At 62.9% G+C, this 17,183-nt stretch carries 16 protein-coding genes and 1 pseudogene; 11 read left to right on the top strand and 6 right to left on the bottom strand.

Annotated features, from left to right (window positions below):
- Window positions 1-182: 182 nt before the first annotated feature.
- Complete coding sequence (gene radC / locus BGP85_RS13950) at window positions 183-863, bottom strand: RadC family protein (RefSeq protein ID WP_103448481.1); 681 nt, start codon at window positions 861-863, stop codon at window positions 183-185.
- Between the two features lie 128 nt (window positions 864-991).
- Here radC and coaBC point away from each other — a divergent pair, with 128 nt between their 5' ends.
- The 4 genes and pseudogenes from coaBC to argB all read left to right on the top strand — a co-directional run bounded on the left by coaBC (window position 992) and on the right by argB (window position 5,113).
- A complete protein-coding gene (gene coaBC / locus BGP85_RS13945; protein WP_103448480.1) occupies window positions 992-2,203 on the top strand; it encodes a bifunctional phosphopantothenoylcysteine decarboxylase/phosphopantothenate--cysteine ligase CoaBC in 1,212 nt (403 codons plus the stop codon).
- A 5-nt stretch (window positions 2,204-2,208) separates the two neighbouring features.
- Entirely contained in the window at window positions 2,209-2,664 is a 456-nt protein-coding gene (gene dut / locus BGP85_RS13940; RefSeq protein WP_103448479.1) for a dUTP diphosphatase, read from the top strand.
- Between the two features lie 136 nt (window positions 2,665-2,800).
- Window positions 2,801-4,174: pseudogene (locus BGP85_RS13935) on the top strand (phosphomannomutase/phosphoglucomutase); the annotation flags it as partial.
- A 30-nt stretch (window positions 4,175-4,204) separates the two neighbouring features.
- Complete coding sequence (gene argB, locus BGP85_RS13930) at window positions 4,205-5,113, top strand: acetylglutamate kinase (protein ID WP_103448477.1); 909 nt, start codon at window positions 4,205-4,207, stop codon at window positions 5,111-5,113.
- Between the two features lie 80 nt (window positions 5,114-5,193).
- On the opposite strand, the gene pyrE is transcribed toward argB, so the two are convergent.
- Complete coding sequence (gene pyrE / locus BGP85_RS13925; RefSeq protein ID WP_103448476.1) at window positions 5,194-5,835, bottom strand: orotate phosphoribosyltransferase; 642 nt, start codon at window positions 5,833-5,835, stop codon at window positions 5,194-5,196.
- A gap of 80 nt (window positions 5,836-5,915) precedes the next feature.
- On the opposite strand from pyrE, the gene BGP85_RS13920 reads away from it, so the two are divergent.
- On the top strand, window positions 5,916-6,695 hold the full coding sequence (locus tag BGP85_RS13920; protein WP_008091582.1) for an exodeoxyribonuclease III: 780 nt from the start codon (window positions 5,916-5,918) through the stop codon (window positions 6,693-6,695).
- Between the two features lie 61 nt (window positions 6,696-6,756).
- Here the strand turns inward: BGP85_RS13920 and rph are convergent, their stop codons facing one another.
- A complete protein-coding gene (gene rph, locus BGP85_RS13915; protein ID WP_103448475.1) occupies window positions 6,757-7,479 on the bottom strand; it encodes a ribonuclease PH in 723 nt (240 codons plus the stop codon).
- 205 nt (window positions 7,480-7,684) lie between these two features.
- Between rph and BGP85_RS13910 the strand changes: the two genes are divergently transcribed.
- Window positions 7,685-8,548, top strand: a complete 864-nt coding sequence (locus BGP85_RS13910; RefSeq protein WP_103448474.1) for a YicC/YloC family endoribonuclease — start codon at window positions 7,685-7,687, stop codon at window positions 8,546-8,548.
- Window positions 8,549-8,561: 13 nt separating this feature from the next.
- Window positions 8,562-9,182, top strand: coding sequence for a guanylate kinase (gene gmk, locus BGP85_RS13905; protein ID WP_103448473.1), 621 nt, complete (start codon window positions 8,562-8,564; stop codon window positions 9,180-9,182).
- A gap of 34 nt (window positions 9,183-9,216) precedes the next feature.
- On the opposite strand, the gene BGP85_RS13900 is transcribed toward gmk, so the two are convergent.
- From BGP85_RS13900 to BGP85_RS13890, 3 genes are all read right to left on the bottom strand, one after another.
- Window positions 9,217-10,755 carry an APC family permease gene (locus tag BGP85_RS13900; protein ID WP_103448472.1) on the bottom strand — a complete coding sequence of 513 codons (1,539 nt, stop codon included), beginning with the start codon at window positions 10,753-10,755 and terminating at the stop codon, window positions 9,217-9,219.
- Window positions 10,756-10,872: 117 nt separating this feature from the next.
- Window positions 10,873-11,628 carry a gamma-glutamyl-gamma-aminobutyrate hydrolase family protein gene (locus tag BGP85_RS13895; protein ID WP_103448471.1) on the bottom strand — a complete coding sequence of 252 codons (756 nt, stop codon included), beginning with the start codon at window positions 11,626-11,628 and terminating at the stop codon, window positions 10,873-10,875.
- Between the two features lie 4 nt (window positions 11,629-11,632).
- The gene (locus BGP85_RS13890; RefSeq protein WP_103448470.1) at window positions 11,633-13,015 is read right to left on the bottom strand and encodes a glutamine synthetase family protein; all 1,383 of its coding nucleotides are present in this window, start codon (window positions 13,013-13,015) and stop codon (window positions 11,633-11,635) included.
- 205 nt (window positions 13,016-13,220) lie between these two features.
- Between BGP85_RS13890 and BGP85_RS13885 the strand changes: the two genes are divergently transcribed.
- The 4 genes from BGP85_RS13885 (at window position 13,221) to BGP85_RS13870 (ending at window position 17,132) form a co-directional block, all read left to right on the top strand.
- Complete coding sequence (locus BGP85_RS13885; protein WP_103448469.1) at window positions 13,221-14,093, top strand: LysR family transcriptional regulator; 873 nt, start codon at window positions 13,221-13,223, stop codon at window positions 14,091-14,093.
- Window positions 14,094-14,296: 203 nt separating this feature from the next.
- The gene (gene rpoZ / locus BGP85_RS13880) at window positions 14,297-14,560 is read left to right on the top strand and encodes a DNA-directed RNA polymerase subunit omega (protein WP_016394025.1); all 264 of its coding nucleotides are present in this window, start codon (window positions 14,297-14,299) and stop codon (window positions 14,558-14,560) included.
- Between the two features lie 59 nt (window positions 14,561-14,619).
- Entirely contained in the window at window positions 14,620-16,728 is a 2,109-nt protein-coding gene (gene spoT, locus BGP85_RS13875; protein ID WP_103448468.1) for a bifunctional GTP diphosphokinase/guanosine-3',5'-bis pyrophosphate 3'-pyrophosphohydrolase, read from the top strand.
- A 23-nt stretch (window positions 16,729-16,751) separates the two neighbouring features.
- On the top strand, window positions 16,752-17,132 hold the full coding sequence (locus tag BGP85_RS13870) for a RidA family protein (protein ID WP_043199829.1): 381 nt from the start codon (window positions 16,752-16,754) through the stop codon (window positions 17,130-17,132).
- Window positions 17,133-17,183: the final 51 nt, after the last annotated feature.

Genomic DNA, 17,183 nt, shown 5'->3' with positions numbered 1-17,183 from the left:
AACTTTCAGCCATCCATGCCTTTCTGGATCGAATCAAGATGGGGCTGGGCGGCCTGACTCCCGTGGCATACAGGAGTCAGGCTGCAGCAGCCTAATCACAGACTGTCCAACAAATGGGGCGCAGTTCAACTTGTAGGAGCGGGCTTGACCCGCGAAGAGGCCGGCACAGGCTGTAGAAGGTTCTAAGCCACAATCCACCCCTGCTCGACCATCGACAGCGGCTCACCGTCGCCAATGATGATATGGTCCAGCACCCGTACATCAATCAACCCCAACCCCCGCCTCAGCGACAGTGTCAGGTGCACATCATCCTGACTCGGCTCGCTGTTGCCCGAAGGATGGTTGTGACACAGGATCAGCGCCGCCGCATTGTGTTGCAGCGCCCGCCGCACCACTTCTCGCGGGTAGACGCTCGCCCGGTCTATCGTGCCCCTGAACAGGATCTCGAACGCTAGCGGCCGGTGCTTGGAATCTAGAAACAGGCAGCCAAACACCTCACTGGACTCATGACGCAGCATGGACTTCAGGTAACGCCGAACTGACGCCGGACTCTCCAGAACCGGCTTGCGCTCGATGGACTCGTCCAGATAACGCCTGCCGATCTCAAGCAAGGCCTGCAGCTGCGCATATTTCACCGGCCCCAGCCCTGGCTCGAGAAGCACGGCCTCACGGTCTGCCTCAAGAAACTGCCTAAGCCCGCCAAAGCGCAGCAAAATCCCTCGAGCCAGATCCAGCACATTGCGCCCGGCAACCCCCGAGCCCAGCAATACGGCCAACAATTCGGCATCCGACAGCACCGACGCCCCGCGCTCCAACAACTTCTCCCTCGGCCGCTCTGCAGCCGGCCACTCCCTGATATTCATCCCCGCTCCCTGCCCTTGCTGCGGCCCGTTTCGGCCCTGTGTTAATCTATTTCGCCTCGTACATGCGACGTTCTGCCGCAGGCATTTTCAAACGTCGCCGCCCGCTCTCACTGGAAAAAGGCAAGCCTATGCAGCGGCTGTATCGCAAGCGCATCGTTCTCGGCGTCGGAGGTGGCATTGCCGCCTACAAAAGTGCCGAACTGATTCGCCGACTCCTGGAGCACGGCGCGCAGGTGCGCGTCGTCATGACCCGCGGTGGTGCCGAATTCATCACCCCGCTGACCCTGCAGGCGCTGTCCGGCCACCCGGTGCACATGGATCTGCTCGACCCTGCCGCCGAAGCGGCCATGGGCCACATCGAACTGGCCAAGTGGGCCGACCTGGTGCTGATCGCACCGGCCACCGCCGACCTCATGGCGCGCATGGCCCAAGGCATGGCCGACGATCTGCTGACCACTCTGGTGCTGGCCACCGACGCCACCGTGGCCGTGGCCCCGGCGATGAACCAGGCGATGTGGCGCGACCCGGCCACGCAAGACAACCTCGAACTGCTCAAGCGCCGTGGCATCCAGGTCTTCGGCCCGGCCTCGGGCAGCCAGGCCTGTGGCGACGTGGGCCTGGGCCGCATGCTCGAAGCCACCGACCTGGCCTGGTGCGCCGCAGAAAGCTTCAAGCGCCAGGCGCTGACCGGCAAGCATGTGCTGATCACCGCCGGCCCGACCCAGGAAAACATCGACCCGGTGCGCTACATCACCAATCATAGCTCCGGCAAGATGGGCTTCGCCCTGGCCGAAGCGGCCGCCGAAGCCGGTGCTCGGGTGACCCTCGTCACCGGCCCTGTACACCTGCAGACCCCCGACCGCGTTCAGCGTATCGACGTGGTCAGCGCGCGGGACATGCTCACAGCCTGTGAAGCCGCCATGCCGTGCGACCTGTTCATCGCGTCCGCGGCGGTCGCAGACTACCGCCCAGAGGTGGTTGCCCCGCAAAAGCTCAAGAAAGATCCTACGACCGGCGACGGCATGCTGCTGCAGATGGTGCGCAATCCCGATATTCTTGCCACCATCGCTGGCCGTGCCGACCGCCCGTTCAGCGTCGGCTTCGCCGCCGAGACCGAACACTTGCTCGATTACGCCACGCGCAAGCTCAAGGACAAGAACCTCGACCTGATCGTCGCCAATGATGTGGCCAACCCCAGCATCGGCTTCAACAGCGAGGAAAATGCCCTGACCGTGATCGACCGCCAGCAGCACCAGACCCTCTTCGCGCAGACCAGCAAAGGCAAGATCGCCCGGCAACTGGTCGCCTTCATCGCCGAACGGCTCAATCAGGTTCAATAAGTTACATGCACGCTCTTCAAGCCAAGATTCTCGACCCACGCCTGGGCAGCGAATTCCCGCTGCCGCAATACGCCACCCCGGGTTCCGCCGGCCTCGACCTGCGCGCCCTGCTGAAAGAGGACACCGTCCTCGAGCCGGGCCAGACCCTGCTGATCCCGACCGGCCTGTCGATCTACATCGGCGACCCAGGCCTGGCGGCCATGATCCTGCCGCGCTCGGGCCTGGGCCACAAGCATGGCATCGTGCTTGGCAACCTGGTCGGCCTGATCGACTCGGACTACCAGGGCGAGCTGATGGTGTCGTGCTGGAACCGTGGCAACACGCCGTTCACCATCGCTGTCGGCGAGCGCATCGCTCAGTTGGTGCTAGTGCCGGTGGTACAAGCGCATTTCGACATCGTCGAGAGCTTCGACGAGAGCCAGCGTGGCACAGGCGGCTTCGGCCATTCCGGCAGTCACTGAGTCGACCAACAAGCGTTCAGGCCAAGGATGGCGAACTCTCTGGCGATTCCACCGTCCAAGCGTTCAGTTTGCGCCTGCCCAGAAAAGCCTTTGACTAATGGAGTTTCCCGAGATGAACGACATGGCCCACCTGGTCCCGGCACTGCCGGAAAGCATATTCCGCGCCTATGACATCCGCGGTGTGGTCGGCAAGACCCTGCACGGCGAAACCGCCTACTGGATCGGCCGCGCCATCGGCGCGCAGACCATCGCCCAGGGCGAACCACAGATTTCCGTTGGCCGTGATGGCCGCCTGTCCGGCCCGATGCTGGTCGAGCAGTTGATCCAAGGCCTGGTCGATGCCGGTTGCCAGGTCAGCGACGTCGGCCTGGTGCCGACCCCTGCCCTGTACTACGCCGCCAACGTATTGGCCGGCAAGTCGGGCGTGATGCTCACCGGCAGCCACAACCCGTCGGACTACAACGGCTTCAAGATCGTCATCGCTGGCGACACCTTGGCGAACGAGCAGATCCAGGCCCTGCTGACCCGCCTGAAGACCAACGACGTGCCACGCGGCGAAGGCAGCGTGCAGAAGGTCGAAATCCTCGATCGCTATTTCCAGCAGATCGTCGGTGACGTGAAGCTTGTGAAGACGCTCAAGGTCGTAGTGGATTGCGGCAATGGCGCCGCCGGTGTCGTGGCGCCGCAGCTGATCGAAGCCCTGGGCTGCGAAGTCATCCCGCTGTTCTGCGAAGTGGACGGCAACTTCCCCAACCACCACCCGGACCCGGGCAAGCCGGAAAACCTCGAAGACCTGATCGCCAAGGTCAAGGAAACCGGCGCCGACATCGGCTTGGCCTTCGACGGCGACGGTGACCGCGTGGGCGTGGTGACCAACACCGGCAGCATCGTCTACCCCGACCGCCTGCTGATGCTGTTTGCCCTCGACGTGCTGGAGCGCAACCCGGGCGCCGAGATCATCTTCGACGTCAAATGCACCCGCCGCCTGACCCCGCTGATCGAACAGCACGGTGGCCGCGCCCTGATGTGGAAGACCGGCCACTCGCTGATCAAGAAGAAGATGAAGCAGACCGGCTCGCTGCTGGCTGGCGAGATGAGCGGTCACATCTTCATCAAGGAACGCTGGTACGGTTTCGACGACGGCATCTACAGCGCAGCGCGCCTGCTGGAGATCCTCAGCAAGGCCTCGCAGAACGCCGAAGACCTGTTCGCCGCCTTCCCGAACGATATTTCCACGCCAGAAATCAATATTGATGTGACCGACGAGGGTAAATTCAGCATCATTGATGCACTGCAACGCGACGCCGACTGGGGCGAAGCCAACCTGACCACCATCGACGGTGTGCGGGTCGACTACCCGAAAGGCTGGGGCCTGGTCCGCGCCTCCAACACCACACCGGTGCTGGTGCTGCGTTTCGAGGCTGAAAGCGCCGCCGAGTTGCAACGTATCAAAGATGTTTTCCGTGCCCAGTTGCTGCGGGTTGCCCCTGAGCTGCAACTGCCGTTCTGACCGACTATCTGTTCCTTACAGGAGCCCTGCATGACCCTCGATCGCGATGCCGCTTCCCATGTAGCCGAGGTTTTGTCCGAAGCACTGCCTTACATTCGCCGCTTTGTCGGCAAGACCCTGGTGATCAAGTACGGCGGCAACGCGATGGAGAGCGAGGAGCTCAAGACCGGCTTTGCCCGGGACATCGTGCTGATGAAGGCCGTGGGCATCAACCCGGTGGTCGTGCACGGTGGCGGCCCGCAGATCGGTGACCTGCTCAAGCGCCTGTCGATCGAGAGCCACTTCATCGATGGCATGCGCGTCACCGACGCCGCGACCATGGACGTGGTGGAGATGGTCCTCGGCGGCCAGGTCAACAAGGACATCGTCAACCTGATCAACCGCCATGGCGGCAGCGCCATCGGCCTGACCGGCAAGGACGCCGAGCTGATTCGTGCGAAGAAGCTCACCGTCAGCCGCCAGACCCCGGAGATGACCCAGCCGGAAATCATCGACATCGGCCACGTCGGCGAAGTAGTCAGCGTCAACACCGACCTGCTGAACATGCTGGTGAAAGGCGACTTCATCCCGGTGATCGCGCCGATCGGCGTGGGCGCCAACGGTGAGTCGTACAACATCAACGCCGACCTGGTGGCGGGCAAGGTCGCCGAAGCACTGAAGGCTGAAAAGCTGATGCTGCTGACCAACATCGCCGGCCTGATGGACAAGCAGGGCCAGGTCCTGACCGGCCTGACCACCGAGCAGGTCAACGAACTGATCGCCGACGGCACCATCTACGGCGGCATGCTGCCAAAGATCAAGTGCGCGCTGGAAGCGGTCCAGGGCGGCGTCAACAGCTCGCACATCGTCGACGGCCGCGTGCCGAACGCGGTGCTGCTGGAGATCTTCACCGACAGCGGCGTCGGCACCCTGATCACCAACCGCAAGCGTCACGCATAACCCGCGAAGAGGCCGTAACAGGCGTCACAAAAAAGGCGACCTTCTCACGAAGGTCGCCTTTTTTCGTTACCGGGCCAGGATCAGATCCCGTACTGAGCCCGGTATGCCTCGACAGCCGGCAGATGCTGCTTGAGCTGCGGATCGTCCGCCAGGAACTCCAGTACCTGGGTCAGCGAAACGATGCTGACTACAGGAATACCGAAGTCACGCTCCACTTCCTGAATCGCCGACAGCTCGCCATTGCCGCGCTCTTCGCGGTTCAGTGCGATCAGCACGCCAGCGGCCTTGGCCTGCTGGGCGTTGATGATCTGCATCACTTCGCGAATCGCGGTACCGGCAGTGATCACGTCGTCGATGATCAGCACGTCACCGGCCAGCGGCGCGCCTACCAGGCTGCCGCCTTCGCCGTGATCCTTGGCTTCCTTGCGGTTGAAGCACCACGGCACGTCGAGCTGGTGCTGATCGGCCAGGGCCACGGCGGTGGCCGCCGCCAGGGGGATACCCTTGTAGGCTGGGCCAAACAGCACGTCGAACGGGATCTTGCTGTCGACGATGGCTGCCGCGTAGCAACGGCCCAGTTGCGCAAGGGCGGAACCGGTGTTGAACAGGCCGGCATTGAAGAAATACGGGCTGGTACGCCCCGATTTCAGGGTGAATTCACCGAAGCGCAGCACGCCGCGATCGATGGCAAAACGGATGAAGTCGCGCTGATACGGCTGCATGTAAGGTCCCGGACACCACGGATTTAGCTAAATGGGTTGAGCTCGGGTATCATACACGCACGAGATTTTTGGGGCCATTTATGCGGATCATCAGTGTGAACGTGAATGGCATTCAGGCTGCAGCCGAGCGTGGATTGCTCAGCTGGCTGCAAGCCCAGAATGCCGACGTCATCTGCCTTCAGGATACCCGCGCCTCGGCCTTTGAACTCGACGACCCAGCTTTCCAGCTCGATGGCTATTTCCTTTATGCCTGCGACGCGGAGGTACCCGCCCAAGGTGGCGTGGCACTGTACTCGCGCATGCAGCCCAAGGCAGTCATCACCGGCCTGGGTTTCGAGACAGCCGACCGCTACGGGCGTTATCTGCAAGCAGATTTCGACAAAGTCAGTATTGCCAGCCTGCTGCTGCCTTCGGGTATGAACGGCGACGAAGACTTGAACCAGAAATTCAAGTTGATGGACGACTTCGCCAAGTACCTGGACAAGCAGCGTCGCAAGCGTCGCGAATACATCTATTGCGGCTCGTTCTACGTGGCGCAACAGAAGCTCGACATCAAGAACTGGCGTGACAGCCAGCAGTCGCCGGGCTTCCTGCCGCCAGAGCGGGCATGGATGGATGCGATCACCGGCGACATGGGCTATGTCGATGCCTTGCGCGAAGTCAGCCGTGAAGGCGACCAGTACAGCTGGTGGCCGGACAACGAGCAGGCCGAGATGCTCAACCTGGGCTACCGGTTCGACTACCAGATCCTCACCCCGGGCCTGCGCCGCTTCGTGCGCAATGCCCGCCTGCCGCGTCAGCCGCGCTTCTCCCAGCATGCGCCGCTGATTGTCGACTACGACTGGACGTTGACCATCTGAGCCCTGCTCAGACACAAAAAAGCCGACAGTGATGTCGGCTTTTTTGTGTCTGCAGGAACAGTCAGTCGGCCAACGCGGCGTTCTGCAGTTCGAAGATTTCGCTCATGCCCTTTTGCGCCAGCGCCAGCATGGCGTTGAAGTCTTCAGGCTGGAACGGCGCACCTTCGGCAGTGCCCTGTACTTCGATGAAACCACCGGCGCTGGTCATGACCACGTTGAGGTCGGTTTCTGCAGCGGAGTCTTCCAGGTAGTCCAGGTCGAGTACTGCTTCACCTTGGTACATGCCCACCGACACGGCAGCGATCATGTGCTTGAGCGGGTTGCCGGCCTTCAGGCCACCGCGCTTCTTGATCACGGCCAGGGCGTCGCACAGGGCGACCATGGCGCCAGTGATCGAAGCGGTGCGGGTGCCGCCATCGGCCTGGATCACGTCGCAGTCGATGTACAGGGTGATATCACCGAGCTTGCTCATGTCCAGGGCGGCGCGCAGCGAGCGGCCGATCAGGCGCTGGATTTCCAGGGTGCGGCCACCTTGCTTGCCACGGCTGGCTTCGCGCTGGTTACGCTCGCCGGTGGAGCGCGGCAGCATGCCGTACTCGGCGGTCAGCCAACCTTGGCCCTGGCCTTTCAGGAAGCGCGGCACGCCGTTTTCGACGCTGACCGTGCAGATGACCTTGGTGTCACCGAACTCGACCAGTACCGACCCTTCGGCGTGCTTGGTGTAGTTGCGGGTGATGCGGATCGAGCGGAGCTGATCGGCGGCGCGACCACTTGGACGTTTCATCTGGGATACCTGTACTGGGACTTTGAATCTGCCCGCCATTATAGAGCCCGTCGCCCCCAGAGGACATGCCTATTGTCGCGCCCTTGGCAGCCTGTCGCCTTTTCCCACTCCCTGGCACGCGCTCTGTAACATGGGCGGATTGGGCGCCACGTGCGCACTGCGCTACAATCGCGCGCCTTCAATTCATTTACGCGAGGTACTTCCCATGGTGCACAGCATGACCGCTTTTGCTCGTGTCGAGCGTGCAGGCAGCCAAGGCACCCTGGTCTGGGAACTGCGCTCGGTCAACCACCGTTACCTTGAGCCCCACCTGCGCCTGCCGGACGCCCTGCGCGACCTGGAAGGCGCGGTACGTGAAGGCCTGCGCCAGGGTCTGTCGCGCGGCAAGGTCGAATGCACTCTGCGCCTGCACGAAGACAGCAACGGCAAGCCGCTCAAGGTCGACCGTGAGCGCGCCGCGCAGCTGGTCGCCGCCGCCGAGGAGGTAGCCGGCCTGATCAAGCAGCCGGCCGCACTCAACCCGCTGGAAGTGCTGTCCTGGCCGGGCGTGCTGGTGGCCGACGCCACTGCCCCCCAGGCCCTGAACGCCGAAGCCGTGGCGCTGTTCGACGAGGCCCTGACCGAGCTCAAGGCCGGGCGCCTGCGCGAAGGCCAGGAGCTGGCCCGGCTGATCAACGAACGCCTGGACAACATGACCACCGAGGTCACCACCCTGCGCGCCCTGGTGCCGCAGATGCTCGCCGCCCAGCGCCAGAAGATCATCGACCGTTTCGGCGACCTCAAGGCCGAGCTCGACCCGCAGCGCCTGGAACAGGAAATGGTGCTGCTGGCACAGAAGAGCGACGTCGCCGAGGAACTCGACCGCCTCAGCACTCACGTCAACGAAGTGCGCCGGGTGCTCAAGTCCGGCGGTGCCGCCGGTCGGCGCCTGGATTTCCTGATGCAGGAACTCAACCGAGAGGCCAACACCCTGGGCTCCAAGGCCTTCGACCCACGCAGCACGCAAGCGGCGGTCAACCTGAAGGTGTTGATCGAACAGATGCGTGAACAAGTACAGAACATCGAGTAAGGCCACCCCGACCATGAATCAAAGCAGCGGCACCCTCTATATCGTTTCGGCACCGTCCGGCGCCGGCAAGACCAGCCTGGTCACCGCCCTGATCAAGGCCGACCCGCGCGTCAGCGTCTCGGTCTCGCACACCACCCGCGCCATGCGCCCGGGCGAAGAACACGGCGTGAACTACCACTTCGTCAGCCATGACGATTTCAAGGGGCTGATCGCCAAGGGTGACTTCCTCGAACACGCCGAAGTGTTTGGCAATTTCTACGGGACTTCGCGCAGCGCACTGCAAGAGGTGCTGGACCGGGGCAACGACCTGATCCTGGAAATTGACTGGCAAGGCGCCCAGCAGGTGCGCAAGCTGATGCCCGAGGCACGTTCGGTGTTCATCCTGCCGCCGAGCCAGCAGGCCCTGCGCGAGCGTCTGGATGGCCGTGGCCAGGACAGCGAAGAGATCATCGCCGGGCGCATGAAGGAGGCGGTCAGCGAGATGGAGCACTACGACGAGTATGAGTACGTCATCATCAACGACGACTTCGATGTGGCGCTGGACGAATTGAAAGCGGTGTTCGTGGCCAACCGACTGCTGCTGAAGAAACAGCAGCAGGGCAACAGCGAACTACTTAAAGAACTGCTCGCCTGATAAATCGAAAGGGGCCGCTTTGCGGCCCCTTGCATCATTCCTGCAGTGGCAAGGTAGCCTGCTGGCGCAGGGTCGCCCCGAGGAAGTAAGCCGGCGCACGCATCCGCGAAATCATCATCAGCACGATCCCCAGTGCCGAAATGATCGCCGCAATCACGAACACCAACCCCAGCCCGGCCACATGCGAGCCGCTGCCGAAGTCCGGCGAGGCGCTGTCGATGGCCGTGCGCACGAAGATCACCGATAGGATCACCCCTCCCACCAACGGGCACAGGCCGCGCATGAAGAAGTGCCGCAGGCTGCCGAACAGGCTGTCACGGAAGTACCAGACACAGGCGAACGCCGTCAGCGAATAGTAGAAGCAGATCATCATGCCCAGCGCCGTGATGGTGTCTGCCAGCACGTTCTCGCTCAGGGTGCGCATGGTCACGTAGAACAGGCCTGCCGCCACACCGGCGCAGATGGTTGCGTAACGCGGCGTTTGTGAACGCGGGCAGACGCTGGCGAACTTCTGCGGCACTGCGCCGTAGTAACCCATGGCCAACAGCGTGCGCGCCGGCGAAACGAAGGTCGACTGCAGCGACGCCGCGGTACTCGCCAGCACCGCAATCGACATCAGGATCGCCAACGGCCCCATCACCGGCCCGGCCAGGTGCGCGAACACGTTTTCCTGGATGCGCGGGTTGTTCAGGCCCAGGCCCTGCTCGCTGATGCCGGCGAACTGCAGGGTGGCAATGGCGGTAACCAGGTACAGGCCAAGGATCAGCAGCACGGTCCAGGTGGCCGCCTTGCCCGGCACCTCGTCACTGCCGACCGACTCTTCGCTGACGGTCAGGCACACGTCCCACCCCCAGAAAATGAAGATCGACAGCGACAGCCCCGCAGCGAAGGCCGAGAACGACTCGACACCGAACGGGTTGAACCAGGCGAAATCGAACTCCAGCGGCGGCGGCGCGGTGGTGCTGCCGAAGGCCGCGAAGGCAAAGCCGAGCAATACCATCAGCTGCAGCGCCACCAGGCCGTATTGCACGGTCATGGTGGTGGCCATGCCGCGGCAGCAGATCCACACCGCCATGGCAATGAACACGCAACAGGTGGTGACATTGATCAACAGGTTGTCGGCCAGCGCCGCCAGCTCATGGTGGCCGGTGATCTGACTGAGGAACAGATAGAAGAAGTCGACGGCAACACCCGCCAGGTTGGACAGCACGATGGTGGTGGCAACGACCAGCCCCCAACCACCGATCCAGCCAATCATTGGGCCGAAGGCACGGGCCGACCAGGTAAACGAAGTGCCGCTATCCGGCTCGGCCGAGTTCAGCTCGCGGTAGCCCAGGGCAACCAGCAGCATCGGCAGGAAGCCGACAATGAACACGGCTGGAAGATGAGCACCGACCTCACGTACGGTCGGGCCAAGGGCGCCGGTCAGGGTGTAGACCGGGGCGATGGTGGAAATGCCCAGCACCACGCTGGCCAGCAGGCCAAGTCGGCCCTTGGCCAGACCTTTGCTGCGCTGAGTGCTGCCCGAGTCGGCCACATCGGGTGGGCGGCCGGCTTCTGTGTAATTGCTCATGAGTTTTTGCCGTAACTATTGGAATTGTTTTCACAGGCCTCGTTCCCAAGGCCTGCTTCCACTCATTGAAAGCGCGCTGCCGGGGGTGAGTCATCCCGGACTTTTGGCTGACTGCTGTCAGACCTCCCGTGCAGCATGGGCAATACAGGCCTCGCGGAACGCCTGGAAAAGGCTCCGGGAGACCGGGTTGTCGGCGAAACGCCATTCAGGGTGCCACTGCACGCCAAGTACAAAGCCCGGCGCGTCAGGCATCGACACTGCTTCGATCAGGCCATCCGGGGCCCGTGCCTCGACCCGCAGGCCTGGGGCCAGACGGTCGATGCCCTGGCTGTGCAGCGAGTTGACCTCGAACTGCACAGCCAGGCCCAGGCGCTCGAACAACCCGCCAGGCGCAACGCTGACGGGATGACGAGGGCCGTATTGCACCTCCAGGGGTGCATCCTCGGGTTCACGATGGTCCATGTAGCCGGGCAGCTCCTGCACACGCTGGTGCAAGCTGCCGCCCAGGGCCACGTTCAGTTCCTGGAAGCCACGGCAGATGCAGAACACCGGCACGCCAGCGGCAATCGCCGCCTGCAGCAGCGGCAGGGTCAGCCGGTCACGGGCAAGGTCGTGCCGGGTCCCTTCAGCGCTGGCGGCGCCATTGTAATGATGCGGCTCGATATTTGAAGGCGAGCCGGTGAAAACAATGCCGTCGAGCTGGGCCAGCAGCGCCTGCGTGTCACTGCCGCCGTCGCGGGCCGGCAGAATCAGCGGCAATCCGGCGAAGCCGGCGGCCTCCACGTACTTGTCGCCCACCGTGTGCGACGAGTTCTTCCCCACCTGCTGGCGGCAGGCGATGATACCGATCAAGGGGACCGCAATTGCGCTCATGGGCTTACACCGTGTGCAGGTACCAGTTGTACTCGAGGTCGGAAATCGAAACTTCGAACTCGGCCAGCTCACTTTCCTTGCAGGCCACGAAGATGTCGATGTAGTCCGGGCTGATGTATTGGTTGAGAACTTCGCTGTCATCCAGCGCACGCAGGGCGTCGCGCAGGTTGTTCGGCAGGCTCTGCTCCAGCTGTTCGTAGGAGTTGCCTTCGATCGGTGCACCCGGCTCGATCTTGCTGGTCAGGCCGTGGTGGATGCCGGCAAGGATGGCCGCCAGCATCAGGTACGGGTTGGCATCGGCACCGGCCACGCGGTGCTCGATGCGCACGTTATCGCTGCTGTCGGTCGGTACGCGCACGGCCACGGTGCGGTTGTCCAGGCCCCAGCTCGGCGCGTTCGGTACGTAGAACTGCGCACCGAAGCGGCGGTAGGAGTTGATGTTCGGGCACAGAAAGGCCATCGACGCCGGCATTGTCTCGAGCACACCGCCGATGGCGTGGCGCAGGGCGTCGCTTTGCAGCGGGTCTTCATTGGCGAAGATGTTCTTGCCGGTTTTCTTGTCCAGCAACGAAATGTGCACGTGCAGGCCATTGCCCGCCTGGCCCGGGTAGGGCTTGGCCATGAACGTGGTGTCCATCTCATGGTCGTAGGCGACGTTCTTGATCAGGCGCTTGAGCAGAATCGCATAGTCGCAGGCCTTCATCGGGTCGGCGACATGGTGCAGATTGACTTCGAACTGCGCCGGGGCACTTTCCTTGACGATGGCATCGGCTGGCAGGCCTTGTTCCTTGGCCGCTTCGAGCATGTCCTGCAGGCAGTCGGCGTATTCGTCGAGGTCGTCGATCAGGTACACCTGGGTCGACTGTGGGCGCTTGCCCGAGATTGGCGAGCGGGGCGGCTGCGGGCGGCCGTTGAGGTTGTCCTGGTCGATCAGGTAGAACTCAAGCTCGAACGCGGCGCAGATATCCAGGCCCATGGCGTCGAACTTGCTCACCACCTGGCGCAGCACTTCGCGCGGGTCGGCGAAGAACGGCTCACCGTCGAGTTCGTGCATGGTCATCAGCAGCTGCGCGGTCGGGCGCTTCTGCCACGGCTCGTCGGACAGCGTACCGGCAATCGGATAGCAGATACGGTCGGCGTCACCGATGTCCAGGCCCAGGCCGGTGCTTTCCACGGTCGAGCCATTGATATCGAGGGCGAACAACGAGGCCGGCAGGTTGATACCCTTCTCGTACACCTTGTGCAGGCTGGCGCGCTCGATGCGCTTGCCGCGTACCACGCCGTTCATGTCGGAAATCAGCAGATCGACGTACTGCGTATCCGGATGGGCCTGAAGGAAGTCATTCATCTCGCTGGAAGTACTGGCGCACGGGGTGACCGACGTCATGGCTTACATCCTATGATTTGCTGCGGCGATGTGGGGATACGGCTGGCGCCTCACGGGCGACGATGGTTGCAGCTGTTGTTCTTTTCACTTTCCCATCGTGGGGATTGGTTACCCGACCGGGCGCATTGATTCCCGGGGGCCGTTTCACTATAAAATGGCCCTCATGCAACAGACATTGGCAATTCGGCAAGCAGAGCGTGCACCAATGCAATATCAGATTACTCACGCCGACCTTTCCCTGGTCCTGGCACTGGAACGCGGGCGCTCACTGGCCAAGGCCGCCGAACTGCTCAAGGTCGACGTTTCGACCGTGTTCCGCTCGATTCGCCGGCTGGAGTCGGCGCTGGGCACCGCGCTGTTCGTGAAAAGCCGCAAAGGCTACCTGCCGACCGACACGGCCCAGGCCCTGGCCGAGCAGGCCGAGCGCGCCGAGCAGGCGCTGGATGCGGCACGCATCGCCATGACCAGCGGCGAGCAAGTGGTCAGCGGCACCGTGCGCCTGACCTGCACCGAGGCGGTGATGCACAGCCTGCTGCTGCCGGCGCTGGCCGCATTCATGCCGAACTACCCGGCGTTGTCGCTGGAGATGGGCACTTCCAACACCTTCGCCAACCTCAGCCGGCGCGATGCCGATATCGCCCTGCGCCTGACCAATACGCCGCCGGAGCATCTGGTGGGCCGTTGTCTGGGTTCGACATCTTATGTGATCTGCGGTCAGCCGCAGTGGCGCGAGCGCCTGAACGAATCGGCCAGCAGCGTGCCGTGGATCGCCCCGGACGATTCCATGCAGGACCACCCCACCGTGGTCTGGCGCAACCAGCAATTCCCGGGGCTGAACCCGCGCTACCAGTGCAGTGGCATGTCGACCATCGCCCAGCTGGTGAGCACCGGGTTGGGCGTGGCGGCATTGCCGGACTATATGGTGGATGCACTGCCGGGAGTCGACGCGTTGAGCGGGCCGCTGCCAGGCTGCGATACCCAGCTGTGGCTGCTGACCCGTCCGGATTGCCGGGCGTTGCGCTCGGTGCAGACGCTGTTCGAAGAACTGACGCCGCGGTTGCGGGATGCGATGATCTGAGGTTATCGTCAGGACATGCATCGAGGGTGTCTGTTCCGGCCCTTTCGCGGCTGAAGCCGCTCCCACAGGGTATGGTGATACGCAGGCCTGACGGGGTAGCCGATAAAACAGCGCTTCCCTATTGGCTGGTGATTTTTTAAACTATCGAGTCCGCCTGCCCATATTGGGCTGCACGCCTACCGCATTTGCTACTGAGGAAGACCATGGCCCGCGTAACTGTTGAAGACTGCCTGGAACACGTGGATAACCGTTTTGAGCTGGTCATGCTCTCGACCAAGCGCGCCCGTCAGCTGGCTACCGGCGGCAAAGAGCCACGCGTTGCGTGGGAAAACGACAAGCCGACCGTGGTCGCTCTGCGCGAAATCGCCGAAGGTATCGTTACCCCTGAGTTCATCGCCGCCGAAGAGATCGTCACCGAGGATCCGGTCTTCGCCGCGTTCGAGGACGAGTCCAACGAGGCTGTCTGATCGATGCCCTGTCGACGTCGCGCGGCACAAGGCCCTCTTCCTCGGCAAGAGGTGAAACCATGCCGGGCATAGAAGCCTTAGCCGAACGGCTGTCGACCTACCTGGGCCCCGAACAGGTCAACCTGGTTCGCCGCGCCTATTTCTACGCCGAACAGGCACACGACGGGCAGCGCCGCCGCAGCGGCGAGCCCTACGTGACCCATCCGCTGGCCGTGGCCAGCATCCTCGCCGACATGCACATGGACCATCAGAGCCTGATGGCCGCCATGCTGCACGACGTGATCGAAGACACCGGCATCGCCAAGGAAGCCCTCTGCCAGCAGTTTGGCGAGACCGTGGCCGAACTGGTCGATGGGGTCAGCAAGCTGACCCAGATGAACTTCGAGACCAAGGCCGAGGCGCAGGCCGAAAACTTCCAGAAGATGGCCATGGCCATGGCCCGCGATATTCGCGTGATCCTGGTCAAGCTGGCCGATCGCCTGCACAACATGCGCACCCTTGAAGTGCTGTCTGGCGAAAAACGCCGGCGCATCGCCAAGGAAACCCTCGAGATCTACGCCCCCATCGCTAACCGCCTGGGGATGCACACTGTGCGCGTGGAGTTCGAGGACCTCGGCTTCAAGGCCATGCACCCGATGCGTTCGTCGCTGATCCACCGGGCGGTGAAGAGCGCACGCGGCAACCGTAAAGAGATCGTCGCCAAGATCGAGCACTCGCTGGCCAACTGCCTGGCCGCAGACGGCATCGAGGGCGAGGTCAGCGGCAGGCAGAAACACCTCTATGGCATCTACAAGAAGATGCGTGGCAAGCGCCGCGCCTTCAACGAGATCATGGACGTGTACGCCTTCCGCATCATCGTCGACAAAGTCGACACCTGCTACCGCGTGCTCGGCGCCGTGCACAACCTGTACAAGCCACTGCCCGGTCGCTTCAAGGATTACATCGCGATCCCCAAGGCCAACGGCTACCAGTCGTTGCACACCACGCTGTTCGGCATGCACGGCGTGCCCATCGAAATCCAGATCCGCACCCGCGAGATGGAAGAGATGGCTAACAACGGCATCGCCGCACACTGGCTGTACAAGTCCAACGAGGACGAGCAACCCAAGGGCAGCCATGCCCGGGCGCGTCAGTGGGTCAAGGGCATCCTCGAGCTGCAGCAACGTGCCGGCAACTCGCTGGAATTCATCGAAAGCGTGAAGATCGACCTGTTCCCGGACGAGGTCTACGTGTTCACGCCCAAAGGCCGGATCATGGAGCTGCCCAAAGGCTCCACCGCCGTCGACTTCGCCTACGCGGTGCACACCGACGTTGGCAACAGCTGCATCGCCTGCCGCATCAACCGCCGCCTGGCACCACTGTCCGAGCCGCTGCAGAGCGGCTCGACGGTGGAAATCGTCAGCGCCCCGGGCGCACGACCGAATCCGGCCTGGCTCAATTTCGTGGTCACCGGCAAGGCACGCACGCACATTCGCCATGCCCTCAAGCAGCAGCGCCGCTCCGAGTCGATCAGCCTCGGCGAGCGCCTGCTGAACAAGGTGCTGACTGGCTTCGACAGCAGCCTGGAGAAAATCCCTCAGGAGCGTATCCAGGCGATTCTCGCCGAGTACCGCCTGGAGCTGATCGAAGACCTGCTCGAAGACATCGGCCTGGGCAACCGCATGGCCTACGTGGTCGCCCGCCGCCTGCTGTCGGCCGAAGGCGAACAGCTGCCTGCCCCGGAAGGCCCGCTGGCGATCCGCGGGACCGAAGGCCTGGTGCTGAGCTACGCCAAGTGCTGCACGCCGATCCCAGGCGACCCGATCGTTGGCCACCTGTCAGCAGGCAAGGGCATGGTCGTGCACCTGGAAAACTGCCGCAACATCAGCGAAATTCGCCACAACCCTGAGAAGTGCGTACAGCTCTCGTGGGCCAAGGACATCGCTGGCGAATTCAACGTCGAGCTGCGTGTCGAGCTTGAACACCAGCGCGGCCTGATCGCCCTGCTGGCCAGCAGCGTCAACGCTGCCGACGGCAACATCGAGAAGATCAGCATGGACGAACGCGACGGCCGTATCAGCGTGGTCCAACTGGTGGTCAGCGTGCACGACCGTGTGCACCTGGCGCGTGTGATCAAGAAGCTGCGTACCTTGACCGGCGTGGTCCGCATCACCCGCATGCGTACGTAGTCCGCCAACCGCAAGGAGTCATCATGAGCAAGACCGTAATCAACAGCGACAAGGCCCCTGCCGCTATCGGCACCTACTCCCAGGCGATCAAGGCCGGCAACACCGTCTACATGTCGGGCCAGATCCCGCTGGACCCGAAGACCATGGAACTGGTCGAAGGCTTCGAAGCCCAGACCGTGCAGGTGTTCGAGAACCTCAAGTCCGTGGCTGAAGCGGCTGGCGGTTCGTTCAAGGACATCGTCAAGCTGAACATCTTCCTCACCGATCTGAGCCACTTCGCCAAGGTCAACGAGGTGATGGGCCGCTACTTCGAACAGCCGTACCCAGCCCGCGCCGCCATCGGCGTTGCTGCACTGCCGAAAGGCGCCCAGGTCGAAATGGACGCCATTCTGGTCATCGAATGATGCCCCTGGTGACGGGCACCTTGCCCGTCACCCTCCTCTGCAAGGTTATCC

Origin of the sequence: Pseudomonas putida (genome assembly GCF_002906855.1) — a bacterium.
Classification (GTDB): domain Bacteria; phylum Pseudomonadota; class Gammaproteobacteria; order Pseudomonadales; family Pseudomonadaceae; genus Aquipseudomonas; species Aquipseudomonas putida_N.
Note: the sequence above shows the minus strand (reverse complement) of the source record. Positions and strands in the feature narration are given on the sequence as shown.

Excerpts from the sequence above, each read along its gene's own strand:
- radC (WP_103448481.1), bottom strand. The coding sequence starts at position 863 with ATGAATATCAGGGAGTGGCCGGCTGCAGAGCGGCCGAGGGAGAAGTTG.
- coaBC (WP_103448480.1), top strand. The coding sequence starts at position 992 with ATGCAGCGGCTGTATCGCAAGCGCATCGTTCTCGGCGTCGGAGGTGGC.
- dut (WP_103448479.1), top strand. The coding sequence starts at position 2,209 with ATGCACGCTCTTCAAGCCAAGATTCTCGACCCACGCCTGGGCAGCGAA.
- argB (WP_103448477.1), top strand. The coding sequence starts at position 4,205 with ATGACCCTCGATCGCGATGCCGCTTCCCATGTAGCCGAGGTTTTGTCC.
- pyrE (WP_103448476.1), bottom strand. The coding sequence starts at position 5,835 with ATGCAGCCGTATCAGCGCGACTTCATCCGTTTTGCCATCGATCGCGGC.
- BGP85_RS13920 (WP_008091582.1), top strand. The coding sequence starts at position 5,916 with ATGCGGATCATCAGTGTGAACGTGAATGGCATTCAGGCTGCAGCCGAG.
- rph (WP_103448475.1), bottom strand. The coding sequence starts at position 7,479 with ATGAAACGTCCAAGTGGTCGCGCCGCCGATCAGCTCCGCTCGATCCGC.
- BGP85_RS13910 (WP_103448474.1), top strand. The coding sequence starts at position 7,685 with ATGGTGCACAGCATGACCGCTTTTGCTCGTGTCGAGCGTGCAGGCAGC.
- gmk (WP_103448473.1), top strand. The coding sequence starts at position 8,562 with ATGAATCAAAGCAGCGGCACCCTCTATATCGTTTCGGCACCGTCCGGC.
- BGP85_RS13900 (WP_103448472.1), bottom strand. The coding sequence starts at position 10,755 with ATGAGCAATTACACAGAAGCCGGCCGCCCACCCGATGTGGCCGACTCG.
- BGP85_RS13895 (WP_103448471.1), bottom strand. The coding sequence starts at position 11,628 with ATGAGCGCAATTGCGGTCCCCTTGATCGGTATCATCGCCTGCCGCCAG.
- BGP85_RS13890 (WP_103448470.1), bottom strand. The coding sequence starts at position 13,015 with ATGACGTCGGTCACCCCGTGCGCCAGTACTTCCAGCGAGATGAATGAC.
- BGP85_RS13885 (WP_103448469.1), top strand. The coding sequence starts at position 13,221 with ATGCAATATCAGATTACTCACGCCGACCTTTCCCTGGTCCTGGCACTG.
- rpoZ (WP_016394025.1), top strand. The coding sequence starts at position 14,297 with ATGGCCCGCGTAACTGTTGAAGACTGCCTGGAACACGTGGATAACCGT.
- spoT (WP_103448468.1), top strand. The coding sequence starts at position 14,620 with ATGCCGGGCATAGAAGCCTTAGCCGAACGGCTGTCGACCTACCTGGGC.
- BGP85_RS13870 (WP_043199829.1), top strand. The coding sequence starts at position 16,752 with ATGAGCAAGACCGTAATCAACAGCGACAAGGCCCCTGCCGCTATCGGC.